The sequence below is a fragment of the Streptomyces sp. NPDC021093 genome (assembly GCF_044333135.1).
Classification (GTDB): domain Bacteria; phylum Actinomycetota; class Actinomycetes; order Streptomycetales; family Streptomycetaceae; genus Streptomyces.
This window is the reverse complement of sequence record NZ_JBIRQJ010000006.1, coordinates 285,932-308,743: the sequence shown is the minus strand read 5'-3', so window position 1 is coordinate 308,743 and position 22,812 is coordinate 285,932. Positions and strand designations below refer to the sequence as shown.

Here is a 22,812-nt window from a genome sequence, read left to right as displayed (position 1 = left end):
TAGATTCATGTCATGGCGGACACCAAGCGCGAGATCGAGCGGAAGTACGAAGCCACCACGACCGATACCGAGGGCCGACCCCGGCTGCCTGATCTCCTCAAGGTGGCCGGGGTTTCGTCCGTCGCGGACCAGGGCGTCGTCGACCTCGACGCCGTCTACTACGACACCGGCACCCTTGCCCTCGCCGCCCACGCGATCACCCTGCGCCGCCGCACCGGCGGCGACGACGCGGGCTGGCACCTGAAACTCCCCGTCTCCCCGGACGTGCGCGACGAGATCCGCGCCCCCCTGGGCGCGGCGGGCGACGTGCCGCGCACCCTGGCCGGTCTCGTACGGGCGCGGACCCGCGGGGAGCCGCTGCTGGCGACCGTACGGCTGAAGTCCTCGCGGCGGATCCGCCATCTCCTGGACGGGGCGGGGGAGCTGCTCGCCGAGGTGAGCGTGGACGCGGTGACGGCCGAACGGCTCGGCGGGGCCGGACCGCGGGCCGCCACCTGGACGGAGATCGAGGTGGAGCTCGCCGACGACGGCGACCCGGCGTTCCTCGACGCGGTGGAGAAGAAACTGCGCAAGGCGGGCGTGCTGCCTTCCCCGGCGGCCTCGAAACTGGCGCGGGCGCTGGAGGAGACGGGCGGCGGGCCGGCCCGCACGGCCGACACGGACACTGCCGCGGACGACGGCTCGGCGGGAGCGCAGGTACTCGCGTACGTACGGCAGCAGGCCGAGGCCGTCGCCGCGTACGACCCGGCGGTACGGCGGGACCTGCCGGACTCGGTGCACCAGATGCGGGTGGCGACGCGCCGGATGCGCAGCGCCTTCAAGACCTACCGGAAGGTCCTGGACCGTGGCGTCACCGACCCGATCGGCGACGAACTCAAATGGCTGGCGGGCGAGTTGGGCGTCGACCGCGACCAGGAGGTGCTCGCCGCCCGGCTGTCCGCCCGGCTGTCCGCCCTGCCCCGCACACTGCTCCTCGGGCCGGTACGGGGGCGGCTGCGGATCTGGTCGGTGGCACGCCGCAGCGGATCCAGGCGGCGGACCCTCGCCGTCCTGGACTCCCGGCGCTACCTGGACCTGCTGCACTCCCTGGACGCCCTGCTCGCGGACCCGCCGCTGCTGAGGACGGCGGCGAAGAACGCGGCCCCGGTACTGCGCGAGGCGCTCGCCAAGGACCACGCACGCCTGGCCGACCGTACGGAACACGCACTGTCCCTCGCCCCGGGCGGCGAACGGGACATCGCCCTGCACGAGGCCCGCAAGGCCGCGAAACGCCTGCGCTACGCGGCGGAATCGGCCCAACCGGTACTGGGCAAACCGGCGAACCGGCTGCGCAAGCGGGTCAAGGAGGTCCAGACGGTACTGGGCGACCACCAGGACAGCGTCGTCGCCCGCACCGAACTCCGAAACCTGGCGGTCCAGGCCCACGCGGCGGGCGAGACGACCTTCGTGTGGGGCCTGCTGTACGGCCAGGAGGAGCGGGTGGGTGCGGAACGGGAAAGGGAGCTGGAGGGAGTCTGGGGAAAGGTGCCGGGCCCTTAGGGGCGCGGGGCTGTACTGGACATGCGGCTCCGCCGCGTGGGCGCGACCAGCCCCGACGCACCCGCAGAACCCTGACCCCGCCCAGCCGGGCACCCCGGGGGTCCGGGCGGAGCCCGGAGAACGGGTGAAGGGCGGGTAGGGGATCCGCGCCGCAGGCAACCCGCGCCCCCGCAGCACCGCCCCCGCCCCGCTGTCGGCGGCCGGCGGGCGGCGGTGGCCGCGACGGGCAGAGGGGTGCCTCTCAGGGCAGCCCGTACAAACCCACTCCCCACCCGAGTTAGGCTTGAGGGTCCCCCTGCCCGCTCATGAGAGACACCGCGATGCCTGTTGAGTCGGTCTTCCCCCGCCTGGAAGCCCTCCTGCCGCACGTGCAGAAGCCCATCCAGTACGTCGGCGGTGAGCTGAACTCCACCGTCAAGCCGTGGGAGAGCTGCGACGTCCGCTGGGCGCTCATGTACCCGGACGCGTACGAGGTCGGGCTGCCCAACCAGGGCGTCATGATCCTCTATGAGGTGCTCAACGAGCAGGAGGGCGTCCTCGCCGAGCGCACCTACAGCGTGTGGCCCGACCTCGAAGAACTGATGCGCAAGCACGACGTGCCGCAGTTCACCGTGGACGCCCACCGCCCGGTGAAGAACTTCGACGTCTTCGGACTGTCCTTCTCCACCGAGCTCGGCTACACCAACATGCTGACCGCGCTCGACCTCGCCGGCATCCCCCTGAACGCCGCCGACCGCACCCTGGACGACCCGATCGTCCTCGCGGGCGGCCACGCGGCGTTCAACCCGGAGCCGATCGCCGAGTTCATCGACTGCGCGGTCATCGGCGACGGCGAGCAGGCCGTCCTCGACATGACGGCGATCATCCGGACCTGGAAGGCGGAGGGCCGCCCCGGCGGCCGCGAGGAAGTCCTCTTCCGCCTCGCCAGGACCGGCAACGTCTACGTCCCCGCGTTCTACGACGTCGAGTACCTGGCCGACGGCCGCATCGCCCGCGTCGTACCGAACAAGTCCGGCGTGCCGTGGCGGATCTCCAAGCACACCGTCATGGACCTCGACGAGTGGCCCTACCCCAAGCAGCCCCTCGTCCCGCTCGCGGAGACCGTCCACGAGCGCATGTCTGTAGAAATCTTCCGCGGCTGCACCCGCGGCTGCCGTTTCTGCCAGGCCGGCATGATCACGCGCCCCGTGCGGGAGCGAAGCATCACCGGCATCGGCGAAATGGTCGAGAAGGGTCTGAAGGCGACCGGCTTCGAAGAAGTCGGCCTGCTCTCGCTCTCCTCCGCGGACCACACCGAGATCGCCGAGGTCGCCAAGGGCCTCGCCGACCGGTACGAGGAGGACAAGATCGGCTTGTCCCTCCCGTCCACCCGGGTCGACGCCTTCAACGTGGACCTCGCCAACGAGCTGACCCGCAACGGTCGCCGCTCGGGCCTCACCTTCGCCCCCGAGGGCGGCAGTGAGCGCATGCGCAAGGTCATCAACAAGATGGTGTCCGAGGAAGACCTCATCCGGACCGTCTCCACGGCGTACGGCAACGGCTGGCGCCAGGTGAAGCTGTACTTCATGTGCGGCCTCCCCACCGAGACCGACGAGGACGTCCTCCAGATCGGCGACATGGCGGTCAACGTCATCGCCGAGGGCCGCAAGGTCTCCGGGCAGAACGACATCCGCTGCACCGTCTCCATCGGCGGCTTCGTGCCCAAGCCGCACACGCCCTTCCAGTGGGCCCCGCAGCTCAGCGCCGAAGAGACCGACGAGCGACTCACGAAGCTCCGGGACAAGATCCGCGGCGACAAGAAGTACGGCCGCTCGATCGGCTTCCGCTACCACGACGGCAAGCCCGGCATCGTCGAGGGCCTGCTCTCGCGCGGCGACCGCCGCATCGGCTCGGTCATCCGCGCCGTCTACGAGGGCGGCGGCCGCTTCGACGGCTGGCGCGAGTACTTCTCGTACGACAGGTGGATGCAGGCCGCGGCCAGGACGCTGCCGGAATTCGGCGTCGACGTCGACTGGTACACCACCCGCGAGCGCACCTACGAAGAGGTCCTGCCCTGGGACCACCTGGACTCCGGTCTCGACAAGGACTGGCTCTGGGAGGACTGGCAGGACTCGCTCGACGAGACCGAGGTCGAGGACTGCCGCTGGACGCCGTGCTTCGACTGCGGCGTGTGCCCGCAGATGGACACTAGTATCCAGATCGGACCCACCGGGAAGAAGCTGCTTCCCCTTTCGGTCGTCAAGTAGCACCTGAGCAGCGTCTGAGCAGCGCCTGCCGTACGGAGGTCCGGCCGAGGGAACCACACCCTCGGCCGGACCTCTTCGCGTACCGGGCATTGATCGGAACGGGATCCGAACGGACCGCTGACGCGTCCTGGAGGGGAAACGGGGAGGACCGGACATGGACCTTGAGAAACAACAGCCGCCTGTGCCTGCACCCGCGCCTGTGCCTGCACCCGCGGCTGTGCCTGTGCTCACGCCTGTGCCCCCGCCCGTGCCTGTGCCCGCGCGGCAGGAAGGCTGTCTGACGGCCTTCGTCAGGATCCCGGTGCGGATCGTGGTGCTGGTCCTCGTCGTACCCGTACGAGTGGTGTGGGACCTGCTCCGCACCGGCGGCGAACTGGTCCACAGGACGGTGCCGCGCGTGGCGCACGCACTGTTCGTGGCGCCCTGGGTGTGGCTGTACGCAGCGGTCCTCACGCCGGTCGGCCACGGCCTGCGGTGGCTCGGCCGGGCGGTGTTCGTCACCCCGTGGGCGGCGCTGTGGCGACACGTACTCCGCCCGCTCGCCCGCGGCCTCTATGAGGCGGTGCTGACCCCGGTGGGCCACGGGCTGCGGTGGCTGGGACGAGGCCTGCGCCGGCTCGGGCAGCACGTGGGTACCGGGCTGGCCGCCTGCGGGCGCGGTCTCTGCGCGGGCGTGGTCCGGTGCGTGATGCGGCTCGGCGTCGCGCCGGTGGTGTGGGTGTACCGGTCGCTTCTGACGCCCGTCGGCCACGGGCTGCGGTGGCTCGGCCGGAACCTCGGAGCCGGGACCGCCGCCGTCGGCCGTGGACTGTGGACCGGGCTGAAGTGGACCGGCCGGACCCTGCTCGTCGTGCCGGTGGTGTGGTGGTACGAGGCGGTGCTGACACCGGTGGGCCACGGGCTGCGGTGGCTGGCGAAGGCGGTCGGCGCCGGGTGCGGGTGGTGCGTGCGGACACTGCTGGTGGTGCCGGTCGGGTGGGTGTACCGGACGGTGCTGACACCGCTCGGCCACGGCGTCACATGGGCGGCGCGCGGCCTTGGGAACGGGGTGGCGCGGGCGGCGCGCGGCTTCGGGAACGGGGTGGCGTGGGTCGTGGTGACGCTGCTGGTGGGACCGGTGGTGTGGGTCGTGACGACGCTGCTGGTGGGACCAGTGGTGTGGCTGTGCCGGGAGGTCGGGGCCGCACTGGGGATCTGCTGGCAGGTCGCCGGGTACGTGTCGCGGGCACTGGGCCGGGGCGTGAAGTGGCTGGCGTGGAACCTGATGGGACGGCCGGTGCGGTGGGTCTACCGGAGCGTCTTCACCCCGGTCGGGCACTGGGTGCTGGACGGTGTGTGGCGGCCCACGAAGAGGGTCGCCGTCGAGGCGGGCCGGAGCGTGGGGGACGCGGTGCGGTCGGCGGCGCGGACGGCGCGGCAGGCGGTGCGGGAGGCGAGGACTTCGGTGCGGGAGGCGCGGAGGGGGGCCTGGCGGGCGTTGGTGGGAGGAGCGGAACCGGCTCCCGCTCCGGTACTGGGTGCGGGTGCGGGTGCGGGTGCGGGTGCGGCCCCGGCCCCGGCCCCGGCGCCGGCCCCGGCCCCGGCGCCGGCCCCGGCCCCGGTTCCTGCTCCGGGGGAGCGCGTGCCGGAAGTGAAGTAGTTGTGTGGGTGCGGGTGCGTCGTGGCTGGTCGCGCAGTTCCCCGCGCCCCTGGCTCCCGATGCCCACCCCTCTTGGACAGCGGGGCCGCCCCGGGAACCATCCCCGCCACCGGCGCGTACTCTGGGTAGTACAACGACTGACCCCGGCGCAGCCCCCGGCCCCGAGACCCCCCTGCTCAGCGCAGCGGAGGACCGGACGGGAACCGCCGCGCGGGGACATCCCCAACTGGCCCGTGGGCGCGCGGAAGACGCGCCGCCCCGCACCGAGGAGAAGAACCACTGGGCAAGCGACAGCCCGAAGGCCCGCCGCCCGCACCGGCGGTGCAGCGCATCCGACTGCGCTACACCAAGCGAGGCCGCCTCCGGTTCACCAGCCACCGTGACTTCCAGCGCGCCTTCGAGCGGGCCCTGCGCCGCGCCGAGGTGCCCATGGCGTACTCGGCGGGCTTCACCCCGCACCCCAAGGTGAGCTACGCCAACGCCGCACCCACCGGCACCGGCTCCGAGGCCGAGTACCTGGAGATCGCGCTCACCGCGCCCCGCGACCCGCAGATCCTGCGCGGACTGCTCGACGAGTCGATGCCCGACGGCCTCGACATCGTCGACGCGGTCGAGGCCCGCACCTCGGGTCTCGCCGACCGGCTGACCGCCTCCATCTGGGAGCTCCGGCTGAACGGAGTGGCGCAGGAGGACGCGGCCAAGGCCGTCGAGACCTTCCTCGCCGCCGAGACCGTCGAGGTCCAGCGCCGTACGAAGAACGGCATGCGCAGCTTCGACGCACGCGAGGCCGTCGTCGAGATGGCGTCCGTACCGCTCGCCGAGAGCGTCGCCCGTCCACAGGGGGAAGCGGGCGATAGGCCTGCGGCGGAGCCCTGTGCGATACTGCGGCTGGTAGTGCGGCACATGACACCCGCCGTACGACCCGACGACGTCCTTTCCGGTCTCCACGCTGTGGCCGACCTGGCGCCGCCGGTCCCCGCAGCGGTGACCAGGCTGGCGCAGGGGCTTCTCGACGAGGAGTCCGGATCGGTGACCGACCCGCTCGCGCCCGACCGCGAGGCGGTGACGGCAGGCTCTACCACAGCCCCCGCACCCGCCGCCGCGAAGGCGTCGGAAGGTTCCGGTTCCGCTTAAGGGCGGTCGTTGTAGCGCAGCCCTGGTACTCGGGAGCCACCTGGGTCGGGCCGCGTACTGACCAGGACTTTCGCCAGGCCGTACGTCTTCGTGCGTACGGAACCGGCGAGCTAGAGATCAGCTCCCGTGCGGCGCCCGCGCCCCGGACGGTGGCCCCGCGCACCGCGCGTGGGCCGCGGCCGGACCGGATTCAGGCGCGGCGCCCGGGAGCGCGACGGGAGAACCCCGCATGCTTGAGCCGATCGACTCCGCCGAGGCCGAGAACACTTCGCCCAGCGACACACTGCCGCCGCGCCGCAGGCGCCGCGCGGCCTCGCGTCCCGCCGGACCCCCCGGGGCCGGCGCGACCAAGCAGGACCAGCCGGACCAGTCGGATGCCGCCAAGACCGTAGAGGCCGCGGCTCCGGCCATACCGGCCGGAGAGGGTGCCGTGACCGACACCACTGACAACGCCAACAACACCAACCCCACCGGCGGCGACAGCGCCGAGGGCGCTGCTCCGGCGCGCCCGCGCCGTCGCGCCGTGCGCAAGGCCACCGCACCGGCGGGCTCGCCCGCGCCGGTCGCCGGGACGGCCCCCGCCGCTGAGACCGCCGCCACCGGGACGGCCGCCGCCGCTGTCGCCGAGACCGCCGCACCCGCCGCGGACGAGGCCCCTGCGCCGCGTGCCCGCCGTCGTGCCGTGCGCAAGGCCACCGCTCCGGCCGGTGCGCCCACCGAGCCTGCTACCCCCGCCGAGCCCGTGACCGCCGCCGAGGAGGCGCCGGCCGCCGAGGCCGCCGCCACCGGGACGGCTGCTCCGGCACGCCGCCGGGCGACGCGCAAGGCCACCGCGCCCGCCGGTTCCCCGGCCGCCGAAACCGTCGAGGCTCCGGCTGCCGCAGCGGCGTCCGCCGACGACGAGGCCCCCGCACCGCGTACGCGCCGTCGCGCCGTGCGCAAGTCCACCGCCCCGGTCGCCGAAGAGGTTCCGGCCGCGGTCGAGACCCCGGCCGACTCCCCGGCCGAGCCCGTCGCCGTACCGCAGGAGGCGGAAGCGGCCGAGGCGGCCGCCGAGGCGGCTCCGGCGCCGCGTGCCCGCCGTCGTGCCACCCGCAAGGCGACCGCACCGGCGGGCTCGCCCGCTCCGGCGGAGGAGGCCCCGGCCGCCGCTGCGGCTCCGGCCGTCGAGACCCCGGCCGAGCCCGAGCCCGTTTCCGTACCGCAGGAGCAGGCCGAGGCGGCTCCGGCGCCCCGTGCCCGCCGTCGCGCCACCCGCAGGGCGAGCGCACCCGAGGGTGCCCCGGCCGCTGCCGCGGCTCCGGTCGAGGCCGAGCCCGTGGCCGTCACCGCGGAGGCCGCTGTGACGGAGACCGCAGCGACGGAGACCGCCGAGCAGGACGAGGCGCCGCGCGGACGTGCGCGCCGTCGGGCGAGCCGCCCGGCCGCCACCCCGAAGTTCACCGCCGAGCCGGTGGCGGCCGCCGCCGCGCCCGCAGCGGCGAAGAAGGCCGACGAGAAGCCTGCGGACAAGCAGGCCGAGAAGCAGGCCGAGAAGCAGGCCGACGAGCCCGCGCCGCGTTCGCGCCGCCGTGCGCAGCGGCCCGCCGTCGCCGTGTTCCAGGCGCCCGTCTTCGCCGAGCCGATGTTCCAGACCCCGGAGACCGCGGCCATGATCGCCGCTGCCGCCGCCCCGGCCGAGGAGCCGGAGGAGGACGAGGACGAGGAGGCCGTGACCGAGGCAGAGGCCGTCGTCGAGGCGCCGGTCCAGGACCCCGAGCCCGCACTGTCCGGTGGCCGCCGCCGTCGCCGCCGCCGCGGTGAGGCCGCAGCCGAGCCGCAGCCCCGTCACGACGTCCAGGAGGCCCCGCAGGACGAGGCCGACGCGGCCGACGGGTCCGACGAGGACACGGCGCAGGGTCACGAGGCCGAGGGCCACGACGAGTCCGACGACGCCGACGACCGCAGGGCGCGCCGTCGCCGTCGCGGTGGCCGCCGCCGCCGTCGCGGCGAGGCCCTGGACGCGGAGGAGTCCGAGGGCGGCCGCCGCTCCGACCGGACCGTCGAGGACACCGCCGAACCGCAGCAGGAGACGGACAACTCCTCCGACGAGGACGAATCCGACGACCACGACGACGACCACCAGGGCGCCGGTTCGTCCAGCAGCCGTCGCCGCCGTCGCCGTCGCCGTCGCAGCGGTGACTCCGGCCACGACGACTCCTCGGTGAACGGGTCCGACGACCCGGAGCGCACCGTCGTCAAGGTCCGCGAGCCCCGCAAGAAGGAGACCGCCGCCGAGCGCGAGCCGGGCACCGGCTTCGACGAGGTCCAGTCCATCAAGGGCTCGACCCGCATGGAGGCCAAGAAGCAGCGCCGCCGCGAAGGCCGCGAGCAGGGCCGCCGCCGCGTCCCGATCATCACCGAGGCCGAGTTCCTGGCGCGCCGCGAGGCCGTCGAGCGCGTCATGGTCGTCCGCCAGAACGGCGAGCGCACCCAGATCGGCGTTCTTGAGGACAACATCCTCGTCGAGCACTACGTCAACAAGGAGCAGTCGACGTCCTACGTCGGCAACGTCTACCTCGGCAAGGTGCAGAACGTCCTCCCGTCCATGGAGGCCGCGTTCATCGACATCGGCAAGGGCCGCAACGCCGTCCTGTACGCCGGTGAGGTCAACTTCGAGGCGCTCGGCATGGCCCACGGGCCGCGCCGCATCGAGACCGCCCTCAAGTCGGGACAGTCCGTCCTCGTACAGGTCACGAAGGACCCGATCGGCCACAAGGGCGCACGCCTGACCAGCCAGGTCTCGCTGCCCGGCCGCTACCTCGTGTACGTGCCCGAGGGCTCCATGACCGGCATCAGCCGCAAGCTCCCGGACACCGAGCGGGCGCGTCTGAAGACCATCCTCAAGAAGATCGTCCCCGAGGACGCGGGCGTCATCGTGCGCACCGCCGCCGAGGGCGCGAGCGAGGACGAGCTGCGCCGCGACGTCGAGCGTCTGCAGGCCCAGTGGGAGGACATCCAGAAGAAGGCGAAGAGCAACGGCGCCAGCAACGCGCCGACCCTGCTCTACGGCGAGCCGGACATGACCGTCCGCGTCGTCCGCGACATCTTCAACGAGGACTTCTCCAAGGTCATCGTCAGCGGTGACGAGGCCTGGCAGACGATCCACGGGTACGTCGCCCACGTCGCGCCGGACCTCAACGACCGGCTGTCGAAGTGGACGTCGGAGGTCGACGTCTTCGCGACGTACCGGATCGACGAGCAGCTGATGAAGGCGCTGGACCGCAAGGTCTACCTGCCGTCCGGCGGTTCGCTGGTCATCGACAAGACCGAGGCGATGATCGTCGTCGACGTCAACACCGGGAAGTTCACCGGCCAGGGCGGCAACCTCGAAGAGACCGTGACGAGGAACAACCTCGAAGCGGCCGAGGAGATCGTGCGCCAGCTGCGGCTGCGCGACCTGGGCGGCATCGTCGTCATCGACTTCATCGACATGGTCCTGGAGTCCAACCGCGACCTGGTGCTGCGACGCCTCCTGGAATGCCTGGGACGCGACCGTACGAAGCACCAGGTCGCCGAGGTCACCTCGCTGGGTCTCGTCCAGATGACCCGCAAGCGGGTCGGCCAGGGCCTCCTGGAGTCCTTCTCCGAGACCTGCGTCCACTGCAACGGGCGCGGCGTCATCGTGCACATGGAGCAGCCCACCGCGGTCGGCGGCGGCGGTGGCTCCAAGCGTGCGAAGAAGCGTGGCAAGGGCGGCAGCGGCTCCGACCAGGGCCACGAGCACGAGCACGGCCACGAGGGCGGCCAGGACCACGGTCACGCCCACGACGACGTGCCCGAGCCTCTTGAGGCCGAGACGGAGGCGGAGGTCGCTGCCGAGGTGGCCGCGCCGATCGCGCTGCCCTCGCCCGACTTCGTACCGGACGAGGAGCTGTACAGCAGCGCCGCGGAGGCCGAGGCCGCCGCCACGCGCGGCCGCGGCCGCCGTCGGGCGTCCCGCAAGGCGTCGGCTCCGGCCGGTGCGCCGCGCGGGAAGACCTCGCCGGCCGACTACATCGAGCACGCGTCGCCGATGAGGACGAGGGCTTCGGCAGCGGCCGAGGCGGCGCCTGCGGCTGAGGTGGCACCGGTTGCCGAGGTGGCGCCCGAGCCGGTGGTCGAGGTTCAGGCCGAGGCAGTGGTGGAGGCCGTGGCCGAGGCTGCAGCTGTTGCCGAGCCCGTTGCCGAGAGCGTCGTCGAGGCTGCCGAGGAGGCCGCTCCGGCGCCTCGTGGCCGCCGTCGGGCGACCCGTAAGGCGTCGGCTCCGGCCGGTTCGCCGAAGAGCGCCCAGGCGCCCGCGGCCGAGGCGACCGCGGTGGAGACGGCTCCGGCCGTCGAGACCCCGGCGGCCCCGGCGGCCGAGGCGACCCCGGTGACTCCGGTGGTCGAGGTGGCCGCGTCCGAGCCGGTGGAGGCACCGGCCGAGGCGCCCGTCGAGGCCGCCCCGCCGCGGGCCCGCCGCAGGGCGACCCGCAAGGCCACCGCCCCCGCGGGCTCGCCCGCCGGGTCGGCCGAGGCCGCCGTGCTCGTGGTGGAAGCCGCGCAGCCGGTGACCGAGAAGGCCGAGGCGGCGCCCGTCGAGGCGGCGCCGGCCGCCGCCGCACCGGTCGAGGCAGCACCGGTCGCCGCATCCGAGGTCGACGAGGCTCCGGCACCGGCCAAGAAGACGGCACGCAAGACCGCCGCCAAGAAGGCCGCGCCCGCCAAGAAGACCGCAGCCAAGAAGACGGCCGCCAAGAAGACCGTCGCGAAGAAGACGGCCGGCAAGACGGCCACGAAGACGGCTGCCAAGTCGACGACGGCCAAGAAGGCTGCGAAGAAGACGGCCGCGGCGGACCAGCAGACGCTGCCGTCCGTGTCCGCCCCGGCGCAGGACTGACGCAGCACCAGCAGCACCAGCAGTACCCGCGGTACGCGGTGGTACCGGCAGTACGGAACCACCGCGGCAACGCACCAGCAGTGACGCAGCATCCGCAGTACCCGGCGGAACCGGCCCCGGCCGGACCCGGGGTGGCCAGTGCCGATCAGGCACTGGCCACCCTGGTATCCGGGACCCGGGCCCGCGCGACCCGCAGGCCGTGAAATGCCCCTGAACGACGGAGAGTTCGTAACCCCATGAGCAACAGCGCCACCCCCCGCCCCATACGCAAGGCCGTCATCCCGGCCGCGGGTCTCGGCACCCGCTTCCTGCCGGCGACCAAGGCGACTCCCAAGGAGATGCTGCCGGTCGTCGACAAGCCCGCGATCCAGTACGTGGTCGAGGAAGCCGCCGGGGCGGGACTCTCCGACGTACTCATGATCACGGGCCGCAACAAGCGCGCTCTTGAGGACCACTTCGACCGCAACTACGAGCTGGAGTCCGCCCTCACCAAGAAGGGCGACGCCGACCGCCTCGCCCGCGTCCAGGAGTCCAGCGACCTGGCGACCATGCACTACGTCCGCCAGGGCGACCCGCGCGGCCTCGGCCACGCCGTCCTGTGCGCCGCCCCGCACGTCGGCGACGAGGCCTTCGCGGTCCTCCTCGGCGACGACCTGATCGACCCCCGCGACCCGCTGCTCTCCCGCATGGTCGAGGTCCAGCAGACGTACGGCGGCAGCGTCGTCGCGCTGATGGAGGTCGACCCGGAGCAGATCCACCTGTACGGCTGCGCGGCCGTCGAGACCACCACCGACGGCGACGTCGTCAAGATCAACGGCCTGGTCGAGAAGCCCGCCACCGAGGACGCCCCCAGCAACCTCGCCATCATCGGCCGCTACGTCCTGGACCCGGCCGTCTTCGACGTGCTGCGCCACACCGCGCCCGGCCGCGGCAACGAGATCCAGCTCACCGACGCCCTCCAGACGATGGCCGCCGACGAGAAGGTCGGCGGCCCGGTGCACGGCGTCGTCTTCAAGGGCCGCCGCTACGACACCGGCGACCGCGGCGACTACCTGAAGGCCATCGTCCGCCTCGCCGCCGAACGCGCGGACCTCGGCCCGGAGTTCAAGACCTGGCTGCGCGGCTACGTCGCGGAGGAGATGTAGGCCGCCACCCCCTGCCCCGGGTGGGGCACACCCCCTGCCCCACCCGTACCCCCTGCTCGACCCGCACGAAGGAGAACCCCATGATCGGCCTGGTACTGGCAGCGGGCGCCGGACGGCGTCTGCGTCCCTACACCGACACGCTGCCCAAGGCGCTCGTCCCCGTGGACGGCGACACCACCGTCCTGGACCTGACGCTGGGGAACTTCGCGAAGGTCGGGCTGACCGACGTCGCGATCGTCGTCGGCTACCGCAAGGAGGCCGTCTACGCCCGCCAGGCCGAGCTGGAGTCGAAGTACGGCGTGAAGATCACGCTCATCGACAACGACAAGGCCGAGGAGTGGAACAACGCCTACTCCCTGTGGTGCGCCCGCGACGTCCTCAAAGAGGGCGTGATCCTCGCCAACGGCGACACGGTCCACCCGGTCTCCGTCGAGGAGACCCTCCTCGCCGCCCGCGGCAAGGGCCAGCAGATCATCCTCGCCCTCGACACGGTCAAGAACCTCGCCGACGAGGAGATGAAGGTCGTCACGGACGGCTCCGGCGCCGTCCAGAAGATCACCAAGCTGATGGACCCGGCGTCCGCGACCGGCGAGTACATCGGCGTCACCCTCATCGAGCCGGAGGCCGCCGAGGCCCTCGCCGACGCGCTGAGGACGACCTTCGAGCGGGACCCCGACCTCTACTACGAGGACGGCTACCAGGAGCTCGTGGGCCGCGGCCTGCGCATCGACGTGGCACCGATCGGCGACCTCAAGTGGGTCGAGATCGACAACCACGACGACCTCGCCAAGGGCCGGGAGATCGCGTGCCTGTACTGACCCGGCTGATCCCCTCGCCGGTCGCCGTCGACATCTCCAGGGGCGCCCTGGACGATCTCGCGGGCCTCCTGGCGGACCAGCGGATCTCCGGCTCGGGCGCGCTCGCCGTCGCCATCAGCGGCGGGTCGGGACGGGCGCTCCAGGAGAAGCTGGCGCCCGTCCTGCCCGGCGCCGACTGGTACCCGGTCACCGACGGCACCATCGACGCGGCGGTCCGGCTCGCCGAGGAGATGAAGGGCCGCAAGCGGTACGACGCGGTCGTCGGACTCGGCGGCGGAAAGATCATCGACGTCGCCAAGTACGCCGCCGCCCGGATCGGCCTGCCCATGGTCGCCGTCGCGACGAACCTGTCGCACGACGGCCTGTGCTCCCCGGTGTCCATCCTCGACAACGACAACGGCCGGGGCTCCTACGGCGTGCCCACGCCCATCGCGATGCTCATCGACCTCGATGTCATCCGCGACGCCCCGCCCCGTTTCGTACGTTCCGGAATCGGCGACGCCCTCTCCAACATCTCGGCCGTCGCCGACTGGGAACTCTCCCACCGGATCAACGGCGAGAAGGTCGACGGCCTGGCCGCCGCCATGGCCAGACAGGCCGGCGAGGCCGTCCTGCGCCACCCAGGCGACGTCACCCAGGACGCCTTCCTCACCGTGCTCGCCGAGGCGCTCGTCCTGTCCGGCATCTCCATGTCGATCAGCGGCGACACCCGGCCCTCCTCGGGCGCCTGCCACGAGATCAGCCACGCCTTCGACCTGCTCTTCCCGAAGCGGGCCGCGCTCCACGGCGAGCAGGTCGGCATCGGTGCGGTCTTCGCGATGCACCTGCGCGGTGCCCACGAGGAGGCCGGGCTGTTCGCGGACGTCCTGCGCAGGCACTCCCTGCCGGTCCTGCCGGGCGACATCGGCTTCACGGTCGAGGAGTTCGTGACCGCGGTGCAGTACGCGCCACAGACCCGCCCGGGGCGCTTCACGGTGCTGGAACACCTGGATCTGCCGGCGGACGGCATCAGGGACGCGTACGCCTCCCTGGTGAAGGCCGTCGGCGAGTCGGGTGGACAGCCGGGCAGCGGGCGTTAGCCCGGTTTGACCCACCGGTCGGGGTCCCGTAACTTTGACCGTCGGCGTCTTTTTGTGCGCCAAACCCCTGAGCAACCCCCTCCCGGATCACTTCGGTGCGCCGGGAGAGGCCGCTCGTCCTGTTCGCGCCGGAAGCGGCTGGCATCAGGGGTCCCGTCTTCGAGTGAGAGTGAGATCCGCGTGTACGCCATCGTGCGCAGCGGTGGTCGCCAGCACAAGGTTGCTGTCGACGACATCGTTGAGGTTGACAAGATTTCCACTGCCAAGGTTGGCGACACGGTCGAGCTTTCGACTCTGCTCGTTGTCGACGGCGACTCCGTCACCAGCGACCCGTGGGTCCTGGCCGGGATCAAGGTCACGGCCGAGGTCGTGGACCACCACAAGGGCGAGAAGATCGACATTCTCCGCTACAAGAACAAGACCGGCTACCGCCGTCGCCAGGGTCACCGCCAGCAGTACACGGCGATCAAGGTCACCGGTATCCCCACGGCTGCGAAGTAAAGGGACTGAGACATGGCACACAAGAAGGGCGCATCGTCCACTCGGAACGGTCGCGACTCCAATGCCCAGCGGCTCGGCGTGAAGCGCTTCGGCGGTCAGGCCGTCAACGCCGGTGAGATCCTGGTCCGCCAGCGCGGCACCCACTTCCACCCGGGCACGGGCGTCGGCCGTGGCGGCGACGACACGCTGTTCGCCCTCGCCGCCGGTGCGGTCGAGTTCGGCACGCACCGTGGTCGCAAGGTCGTGAACATCGTTCCGATCGCCGGCTGAACAAGCCAGCTTTCTTCACGGACACCGCCTCTTTGAGGCGACGGTCCTGAGCGATACACAGCACGTTCCGAGGGCGGACGCTCTTTCCCGGCTTACCGGGGAAGCGTGTCCGCCCTCGGCGTGTTACGTATGTAGACATTCCGCATTACCTGTACTGGAGGACACCCATGACCACCTTCGTGGACCGCGTCGAACTGCATGTCGCCGCGGGTAACGGAGGCCACGGCTGCGCCTCCGTACACCGTGAGAAGTTCAAGCCGCTCGGCGGCCCGGACGGCGGCAACGGCGGACGCGGCGGCGACATCACCCTTGTCGTCGACCAGGCCGTGACCACCCTGCTCGACTACCACCACAGCCCGCACCGCAAGGCCACCAGCGGCCAGCCCGGCGCAGGCGACAACCGCTCCGGCAAGGACGGCCAGGACCTCGTCCTGCCCGTACCGGACGGCACCGTCGTCCTCGACAAGGACGGCAACGTGCTGGCCGACCTCGTCGGCCACGGCACCACCTACATCGCCGGTGAGGGCGGCCGCGGCGGCCTCGGCAACGCCGCCCTGTCCTCGGCCCGCCGCAAGGCCCCCGGCTTCGCCCTCCTCGGCGAGCCCGGCAAGTCCGCCGACATCGTCCTGGAACTCAAGACCGTCGCCGACGTGGCCCTGGTCGGCTACCCGAGCGCCGGCAAGTCCTCGCTGATCTCGGTGCTCTCCGCGGCCAAGCCGAAGATCGCGGACTACCCGTTCACCACGCTGGTCCCCAACCTCGGCGTCGTCACGGCCGGCTCGACCGTCTACACCATCGCCGACGTCCCCGGCCTCATCCCCGGCGCCAGCGAGGGACGGGGCCTCGGCCTGGAGTTCCTGCGCCACGTCGAGCGCTGCTCGGTCCTGGTCCACGTGCTCGACACGGCGACCCTGGAGTCCGACCGCGACCCGATCTCCGACCTCGACGTCATCGAGGAGGAGCTCAAGCTGTACGGCGGCCTGGACGACCGGCCGCGCCTCGTCGTCCTCAACAAGGTCGACATCCCGGACGGCCAGGAACTCGCGGACATGATCCGCCCCGACCTCGAAGCCCGCGGCTACAAGGTCTTCGAAGTGTCCGCCGTCTCCCGCACGGGCCTGAAGGAACTGTCCTTCGCCCTGGCCCAGGGCATCGCCAAGCTCCGCGCCCGCAAGCCGAAGGAGGAGGCGACCCGCATCGTCATCCGACCCAAGGCCGTCGACGACAGCGGCTTCAAGGTCGTCCTGGACGAGGAGGAGAACGTCTACCGGGTGCGCGGCGAGAAGCCCGAGCGCTGGGTGCAGCAGACCGACTTCAACAACGACGAGGCCGTCGGCTACCTCGCCGACCGGCTCTCCCGCCTCGGCGTCGAGACCGCACTGATGAAGGCCGGCGCCCGCGCGGGCGACGCCGTCGCGATCGGCTCCGACGAGAACTCCGTCGTCTTCGACTGGGAGCCGACCGTCATGGCCGGCGCCGAAATGCTGGGCCGCCGCGGCGAGGACCACCGCCTCGACGAGCCGCGCCCCGCGGCCACCCGCCGCAAGGACCGCGACGCCGAGCGTGACAATTCGCAGAAGGAATACGACGAGTTCAAGCCGTTCTAGCCGCTCCGGCGACTCCCGGAAGTACACCGTGAGTCGATGACGTGAGAAGACAGTGAGAAGGGGGCCCCGCAAGGGCCCCCTTGTCCGGTTTCCGGAGTTGACAGGCCAGGATGGGAGAGGACAGCAACGACCCAGGGGAGTGGCACGGTGGAATCCCGCACAACGGACCTTGTGGGCAACGCGGACGGTACGGTCAGCGTCGTCGTCATCGTCTACAACGACGCCGCCCACATCGCCACGGCCGTCGAGTCCGTGCTCGCACAGGGCACCGCCGTCGGCGAGGTGATCGTGGTCAACGACGCTTCCACCGACAACACCCGTGCGGCAGTCGACGCACTCGCCGCCCGGCACCCCCAGGTCAGGCCCCTGCACCGCACGGAGAACAGCGGCGGCTGCGGCAGCCCCCGCAACGACGGCATCACCGCCGCCACACACCCGTACGTGATGTTCCTCGACAGCGACGACGTCTACCCGGCGGGCGCGGTGGACGCCCTGCTGGCCGCCGCCGACGGCGTCGACATGGTCGCGGGCCAGTGCGTGCGCCGGGAACTTCCCGAGGACCGCGACACCGTGTGGGCCCCCGGCCTCTACGACCCCGCAGCCGGTGCCACCCTGCCGGGCACCGTCATGGACGGCATCGGCGCCCACCCCGAGTTCCTCCTCGACACGCTCTCCGTCAACAAGCTCTACCGCCGCGACTTCCTCACCGAGCACACCGTCCGCTTCCCCGACGGCGCCTTCCACTACGAGGACTTTGTCTTCACCGCACAGGTGTACGCGGCAGCCCCCCGCACCGCGGTCGTCGCCACCCCGGTGTACGTGTGGCACGTCCGCCGGGACGCCGCCGAACTCTCCATCTCCCTGCGCCGAGCCACCATCGCCAACTGGGAACATCGCGTGGAGGCCCACCGCCGCGTCGTCGAGGTGTTCCGCAAAGCCGGCCTCGACACGCTCGCGACGGCCGCACAGACAAAGTTCCTCGACTACGACCTGCCCATGTACGTACGGGAGCTGCCGCAGCGCAGCGCCGCCTACCGGGCCGACTGGTGGCGTGCCACACGCGCATACCTCGCCGCCTTCGACGAGACGGCGTACACGGCCGCCGAAGCACCCTCCCGCTGGCTGGCCCGCGCCGTCGTCGCCTGGCAGGCCCCGGCCGAACTGGAACGCGTCGTGGCACTGGCCGCGCAGCCGCCCCGGCTGCTGCCGCCGTCGTACACGACGGACTCCGGCCAACCGGTGCTCGCCGAAGGACTGCCCGAGGTGGAACTCGACGGGCTCACCGAACTGCCCCCCGGGAAACTCCCGTTGACCGTCAACGGCACCGTGGCCGTCGGTCGCTCGCTCGGGTTCACTCTGACCGTACGGGAACTGCACGGCCTGCTCGGCCCGTTGAAGCCACAACGGGCCGTGCTGCGCCTCGTCGACCAGCGGGAGGACCGTCCCGCCCTGGAGCGCGAGCAGCCCCTGCGGTTCGCGGGCGCCGGAGCCTGGCAGGCGGAATTCGCCGTGAGGACACGTGACCTGGCGGTCCACGAACGGCTGATGTGCTGGCGGGTGCGCGCCGAAATCGTGTGCGCCGACGGCACCCGCATCCCCGCCGAAGTGCGGGCCGCCGCCCCGGGCGCGGCCCGGCGCAGTGTCGTCCTCGGCGCCGGTCTGCCCCTGCTCGTACAGGCACACGTGACGCCGCGGCAGGCCCTGATGGTGCGCGTGGTCGGCGGCGTACAGGGCGGAATCGACGTCGCGGGCCGCCGCCTCAAGAGGCTGGCGCGCAAGGTGAAGTAGCACGGAGAAGGAGAGAAAGAGAGGGGCCCTGCCCGCGGCTGCGGACAGGGCCCCTCCCCTCTTTGAGGTCGCGGTGGCTACCGCTCCAAGAACGTGAAGAGCTCTTCCCACCGCTGGGTGATCGACTCGGGGGAGTACCGCTGCACGTTCTCCCGGGCCAGGTCGCCCATCCGGTCCCGCATCTCCTGGTCCTGCATCATCCGCACCAACTGCCGCGACAGCTCAGGGGTGTTGCCGGGCCGGGCCAGCAACCCGTCCACACCGTCCTGGACGATCTCGTGCACGCCCGGCGCACAGTCGAACGCCACGCACGGCACTCCGCACGCCATGGCCTCCAGCAGCGCGAGCGGAAAGCCCTCGCCGCGCGAGGACTGCGCGAAGACGGACGCCCCGTGCAGCGCACCGACCACGTCACGGGTCTGCCCGGCCCACTCCACCGAACCGTCCAGGCCGAGATCCGTGGCCTGCTTCTTGAGCGACTGCTCAAGCTCCCCGGCGCCGTACAGCTTCAGCTTCCAGCCCGGCACCTGCGCGGAGGCCTCCGCCCAGGCGTCGAGCATCATGTCGAGGCCCTTCTGGTGGCTGAGCCGCCCGATGCTGACGACGGTCTTCTCCGTACGGGGCGAGACGGTCTCCGGCATCATCGGCAGCGGGTTCGGCATGAACCCGACGTTGTTGAGCCCCTTCACCGCCCACAGGTCGGCGTCCTCCTGCGTGAGCAGCAGCAGCCGGTCCACGTCCTTGAAGTGCTGCTGGACGCGCCCGAAACGGGAGGACTGCCGGGAGTACTCGTAACTCTCGTGGCTCATCCCGACGACCGGGTGCCCTGCGGTGTCGGCGAGCGCCACCCACTCCATCGCCCACACCTGGGTCACGACGATCATCGCGCCGGGTGCGGCCGTCCGGAACATCCGGGACAGCTTCGCGGAGGCCTCCCGCATCCCGGCCTCGCGCCGCGAGTTGTGGAGGCGGGCGGTCATGTCGACCGTGCCGCGCAGCCCGGCGACGGGCTTGCGGCCCTCGGGCCTGACGTCGTACAGCGTCACCGTCTTGAACGGGGGGTCCTCCCCGAGGTTCATGGCGACCTCGGCCGGCGCGATGCCGACGAGCGTGACCCGGTGCCCGAGCCCGGCCAGCAAGGACGCCATCTGGGCCTGCCAGCGGGCCACCCCGCCGAGCTCGTCGACCTCGTTGGCCACGAAGAAGATGTCGCGTCGAGTCACCTGGCCCGGCCCTTTCCTCCGAAGAAGCGGTCGGCGATCCGGGCTGCGGCGTCACCGTGGTCGTACTCGCCGTACTTGTCCACGAACTCCTTCACCTGCGGCCCGTACTGCGTCCGCACACCGTCCAGGTCCTCCAGCACCTCGTACAGCGACTCCTCGTCGCGCGGCACGGGGCCCGGCGCCGTCTCCAGGAGGTTGAAGTACGTGCCGCGGATGTCCTGCGAGTACTCCTCCCAGTCGTACGCGAAGAAGACCATCGGCCGCTGCAGCAGCGCGTAGTCGAACATCACGGAGGAGTAGTCCGTGATCAGCACGTCCGAGGCCAGAAGCAGCGGCGTGATGTCCGGCTCCTCCGAGACGTTGACGACCCGCCCCGCCATCGCCGGCGGCAGCGACACCTGGTTCAGGTAGTGCGTGCGCACCAGGAGCGTGAACCTGTCCCCGAAGTGCTCGGCGAACTTCTCGATCTCGAAGGGGAACTCGAACTTCTGCACCTTGCCCTGGGCGTTGGCCCGGAACGTCGGCGCGTACAGCACCACCGGCAGGTCCGGGCGGATGCCCAGGCGTTCCTTGACCTCCTTCACCTGCGGGCTCTCCACAGAGGCGTCACGCGCCTTCACCAGGGCGTCGTTGCGCGGGTAGCCGGTGCGCAGCAGCTTGCTCTCCGGCATCCGGTACGCGCGTGCCAGCGTGCTCACGTCGTGCTCGGTACGCACCACGAAGTGGTCGAACCGGTCCAGCGACGCCTGGTACGCGGCCTGCTCGCCCTCCGACATCAGCCGGTAGCCGGGCTCGTCGAAGCCCATGCGCTTGAGCGCGGAACCGTGCCAGGTCTGGATGTACGTCGTCTCGGGACGCTTGCGGAGCTTCAGCGGGAAGCCCTGGTTGTCGATCCAGAACTCGGCCTGCGCGAGCGCCTTCAGATACTTCCAGGACCACCTCTGCACCAGTTCCACGTCGTCCGGGAAACCGGTCGGCTTCGCGCCCGCGTACGACCAGATCGCGTGGATCGGGGCGCCGCGCCGCTTCAGCTCCTCATAGATGGCGCGGGGGCTGTCGCTGTACTGCTTGCCGAGGTGGCTCTCGAAGACGACGGTGCCCTTGCGAATGGGCAACGCCTTGATCATGCGGTGGTAGCCGTCGATCTTGCGGGCGCCGGAGTTGAGGTCCTTGCGTACGTCACGGGCCTTGCGGTACGTCTTCTTGGCGATCCGGGCGGGCAGGCTGTCCATGTTGTCGCGGATCAGCGCACGCGCCTTCTGCGAGGCGGTGCTGTGCTGCACGATGTGGAACGCCAGGTGACCGCGCCCGGAGACCTCCGCCTCTATGCGGTCGCCCGCCAGCCGCGTCAGCCGGGGCCTGACCTGGATGATGCCGGTCCGCTCGATGTCGGCGGAGCCGACGGTGACGGCGCTCACCGTGGTGCGGCCGTCGATCGACAGATGCATCCGGACGTTCCAGACGTCGTCCACGATGCCCAGCGGACGCAGCTCCTTGGCCAGCGGCAGGGACGCTTCCCAACGCACCCGGTCGCCGTCGACACGGAGGCTGCGGACGGGGAAGCGGAACGTCTGGAGGCTGGTGCGGCGCGCCTTGAGGACGATCTCGGCGGACAGCTTCGAGTCGGGCTTGATCCTGTCCAGCGGATTGACGACCGCACCGCCGAGCACGACCTCGGTGGGCCTCTCGTCGTAGCCGGTCAGGCTGTTGCGCAGGTCCAGCCGCTCGACCGGCCTGGTGTGGTAGCCGAGGTCGGTCACGTCGAGCAGGGTGCGGGCGTGCGGGTCCTCCAGGTGCTCCTCGCACCAGTAGATCCGGCCGTCCTTCTCCACCAGCGGCACCGCGAGCTTGTTCCTGTTGAGGAGCATGTCGATCGCGGGCATCAGGTTGTCCCAGTCCTCCTGGAGGAGGAGGTACGCGCAGATCGCGTGGGCGGGGTGCAGTTCGTTGTACGCCTCGGGGGCGAAGCTCTGGACGTAACTGCGGGCCATCTCGGCGAAGGCGTGCCGGTAGTCGTCGTCCAGGAACGGCAGTTCGCGCAAGTAGAGGACCAGATCGTGCTTCAGGAACTTGATGTCCTTGTGAAGCTTTAGGTCGTCCATGGAGCGGGACTTGAGGATTTTGTCGATCCGACGGTGGATCTCCACCCGGTCCGCAAAGTTGTTGATCTCATTGCGGCGATTACTGATCGATTTTTTCTCGGTCTTCTCGACCACATTCCAGTAATAGACCGTGTTCGGAATGAGGGTGATGCGGGAAGCCGCCAGATATGCCTGGGCGGAGAAAAGCAGGTCCTCGTAATGAATCCGCTTCGGGAAAGTGAGGTTGCTTTCGATCAGGAATTCGCGCCGGTAACACTTGTTGGTCGACAGGGTGTCGAATACCAGCAGGTCGGGGAGTTCCGCAACGGAGTCGATCGTGCGCGTGGAGTTGTAGAGCCAGCGGTACCACTCGGTCGTCTTGCCGTGCCGGCTGTCGACGTGGACCCGCAGACACATGCCGGACACCAGGTCCGCACCGGTGCTCTCGGCGGCCTCCAGCATGTTGCGGCACGCGTTGAGCTCAAGCGTGTCGTCACTGTCGAGGAACATCACATAGCGGCCGCGGGTCACTGCGATGCCCTGGTTGCGCGGCTCGCCGCAACCGCCGCTGTTCTCCTCCAGTTGGATCGCCCGGACCCGGTCGGGGTGTTCGGCCGCGAGGCTCCTGGCCACGGCATACGAACCGTCGGTGGAGCAGTCGTCCGCGACGATCACTTCGACGTTGTGCAGCGTCTGATCCAGGACCGACTGCACGGCGGCGGGCAACCGGTCGGCATCGTTGTAAACGATGACGACAACACTGATGTCCGGCACGGTCGTCGGCAGGCTGTCCGGCGAGGGAGACGGGCTTGACAAGGCCACCTCTGTGTTCACGTCCTCGG

14 protein-coding genes are annotated in these 22,812 nt (G+C 71.1%); 12 read left to right on the top strand and 2 right to left on the bottom strand.

Translation table 11 applies throughout. The features are described from left to right. The first annotated feature begins 12 nt into the window (after window positions 1-12). The 12 genes from ACH4SP_RS20450 to ACH4SP_RS20395 all read left to right on the top strand — a co-directional run bounded on the left by ACH4SP_RS20450 (window position 13) and on the right by ACH4SP_RS20395 (window position 18,666). Window positions 13-1,539: a CHAD domain-containing protein gene (locus ACH4SP_RS20450; RefSeq protein ID WP_398416846.1), complete on the top strand. Its 1,527-nt coding sequence runs from the start codon at window positions 13-15 to the stop codon at window positions 1,537-1,539. Between the two features lie 320 nt (window positions 1,540-1,859). After that, entirely contained in the window at window positions 1,860-3,785 is a 1,926-nt protein-coding gene (locus ACH4SP_RS20445; protein ID WP_398416844.1) for a TIGR03960 family B12-binding radical SAM protein, read from the top strand. Between the two features lie 247 nt (window positions 3,786-4,032). Further along, window positions 4,033-5,424 carry a hypothetical protein gene (locus tag ACH4SP_RS20440; RefSeq protein ID WP_398416843.1) on the top strand — a complete coding sequence of 464 codons (1,392 nt, stop codon included), beginning with the start codon at window positions 4,033-4,035 and terminating at the stop codon, window positions 5,422-5,424. A gap of 321 nt (window positions 5,425-5,745) precedes the next feature. Continuing rightward, complete coding sequence (locus tag ACH4SP_RS20435) at window positions 5,746-6,558, top strand: TIGR03936 family radical SAM-associated protein (protein WP_398416841.1); 813 nt, start codon at window positions 5,746-5,748, stop codon at window positions 6,556-6,558. A gap of 229 nt (window positions 6,559-6,787) precedes the next feature. After that, on the top strand, window positions 6,788-11,458 hold the full coding sequence (locus ACH4SP_RS20430; protein WP_398416840.1) for a ribonuclease E/G: 4,671 nt from the start codon (window positions 6,788-6,790) through the stop codon (window positions 11,456-11,458). Between the two features lie 236 nt (window positions 11,459-11,694). Beyond that, window positions 11,695-12,603, top strand: coding sequence for a UTP--glucose-1-phosphate uridylyltransferase GalU (gene galU, locus ACH4SP_RS20425; protein ID WP_398416838.1), 909 nt, complete (start codon window positions 11,695-11,697; stop codon window positions 12,601-12,603). Between the two features lie 80 nt (window positions 12,604-12,683). Then, on the top strand, window positions 12,684-13,421 hold the full coding sequence (locus ACH4SP_RS20420; RefSeq protein WP_398416836.1) for a sugar phosphate nucleotidyltransferase: 738 nt from the start codon (window positions 12,684-12,686) through the stop codon (window positions 13,419-13,421). Continuing rightward, window positions 13,409-14,500, top strand: coding sequence for an iron-containing alcohol dehydrogenase family protein (locus ACH4SP_RS20415; protein WP_398416834.1), 1,092 nt, complete (start codon window positions 13,409-13,411; stop codon window positions 14,498-14,500). The genes ACH4SP_RS20420 and ACH4SP_RS20415 overlap by 13 nt, the downstream gene beginning before the upstream one ends. A 180-nt stretch (window positions 14,501-14,680) precedes the next feature. Next, window positions 14,681-15,001: a 50S ribosomal protein L21 gene (gene rplU, locus ACH4SP_RS20410; protein ID WP_185026398.1), complete on the top strand. Its 321-nt coding sequence runs from the start codon at window positions 14,681-14,683 to the stop codon at window positions 14,999-15,001. A gap of 12 nt (window positions 15,002-15,013) precedes the next feature. Further along, window positions 15,014-15,271, top strand: a complete 258-nt coding sequence (rpmA, locus tag ACH4SP_RS20405) for a 50S ribosomal protein L27 (RefSeq protein ID WP_018103204.1) — start codon at window positions 15,014-15,016, stop codon at window positions 15,269-15,271. Between the two features lie 167 nt (window positions 15,272-15,438). Next, complete coding sequence (gene obgE / locus ACH4SP_RS20400) at window positions 15,439-16,878, top strand: GTPase ObgE (RefSeq protein WP_398416830.1); 1,440 nt, start codon at window positions 15,439-15,441, stop codon at window positions 16,876-16,878. A 147-nt stretch (window positions 16,879-17,025) separates the two neighbouring features. Beyond that, the gene (locus ACH4SP_RS20395) at window positions 17,026-18,666 is read left to right on the top strand and encodes a glycosyltransferase family 2 protein (protein WP_398416828.1); all 1,641 of its coding nucleotides are present in this window, start codon (window positions 17,026-17,028) and stop codon (window positions 18,664-18,666) included. A gap of 77 nt (window positions 18,667-18,743) precedes the next feature. Here ACH4SP_RS20395 and ACH4SP_RS20390 read toward each other — a convergent pair whose 3' ends face one another. Both ACH4SP_RS20390 and ACH4SP_RS20385 read right to left on the bottom strand, forming a co-directional pair. After that, on the bottom strand, window positions 18,744-19,889 hold the full coding sequence (locus ACH4SP_RS20390) for a glycosyltransferase (protein WP_398416826.1): 1,146 nt from the start codon (window positions 19,887-19,889) through the stop codon (window positions 18,744-18,746). After that, entirely contained in the window at window positions 19,886-22,792 is a 2,907-nt protein-coding gene (locus tag ACH4SP_RS20385; RefSeq protein WP_398416824.1) for a CDP-glycerol glycerophosphotransferase family protein, read from the bottom strand. Before ACH4SP_RS20385 ends, ACH4SP_RS20390 begins: the two co-directional genes overlap by 4 nt. Window positions 22,793-22,812: the final 20 nt, after the last annotated feature.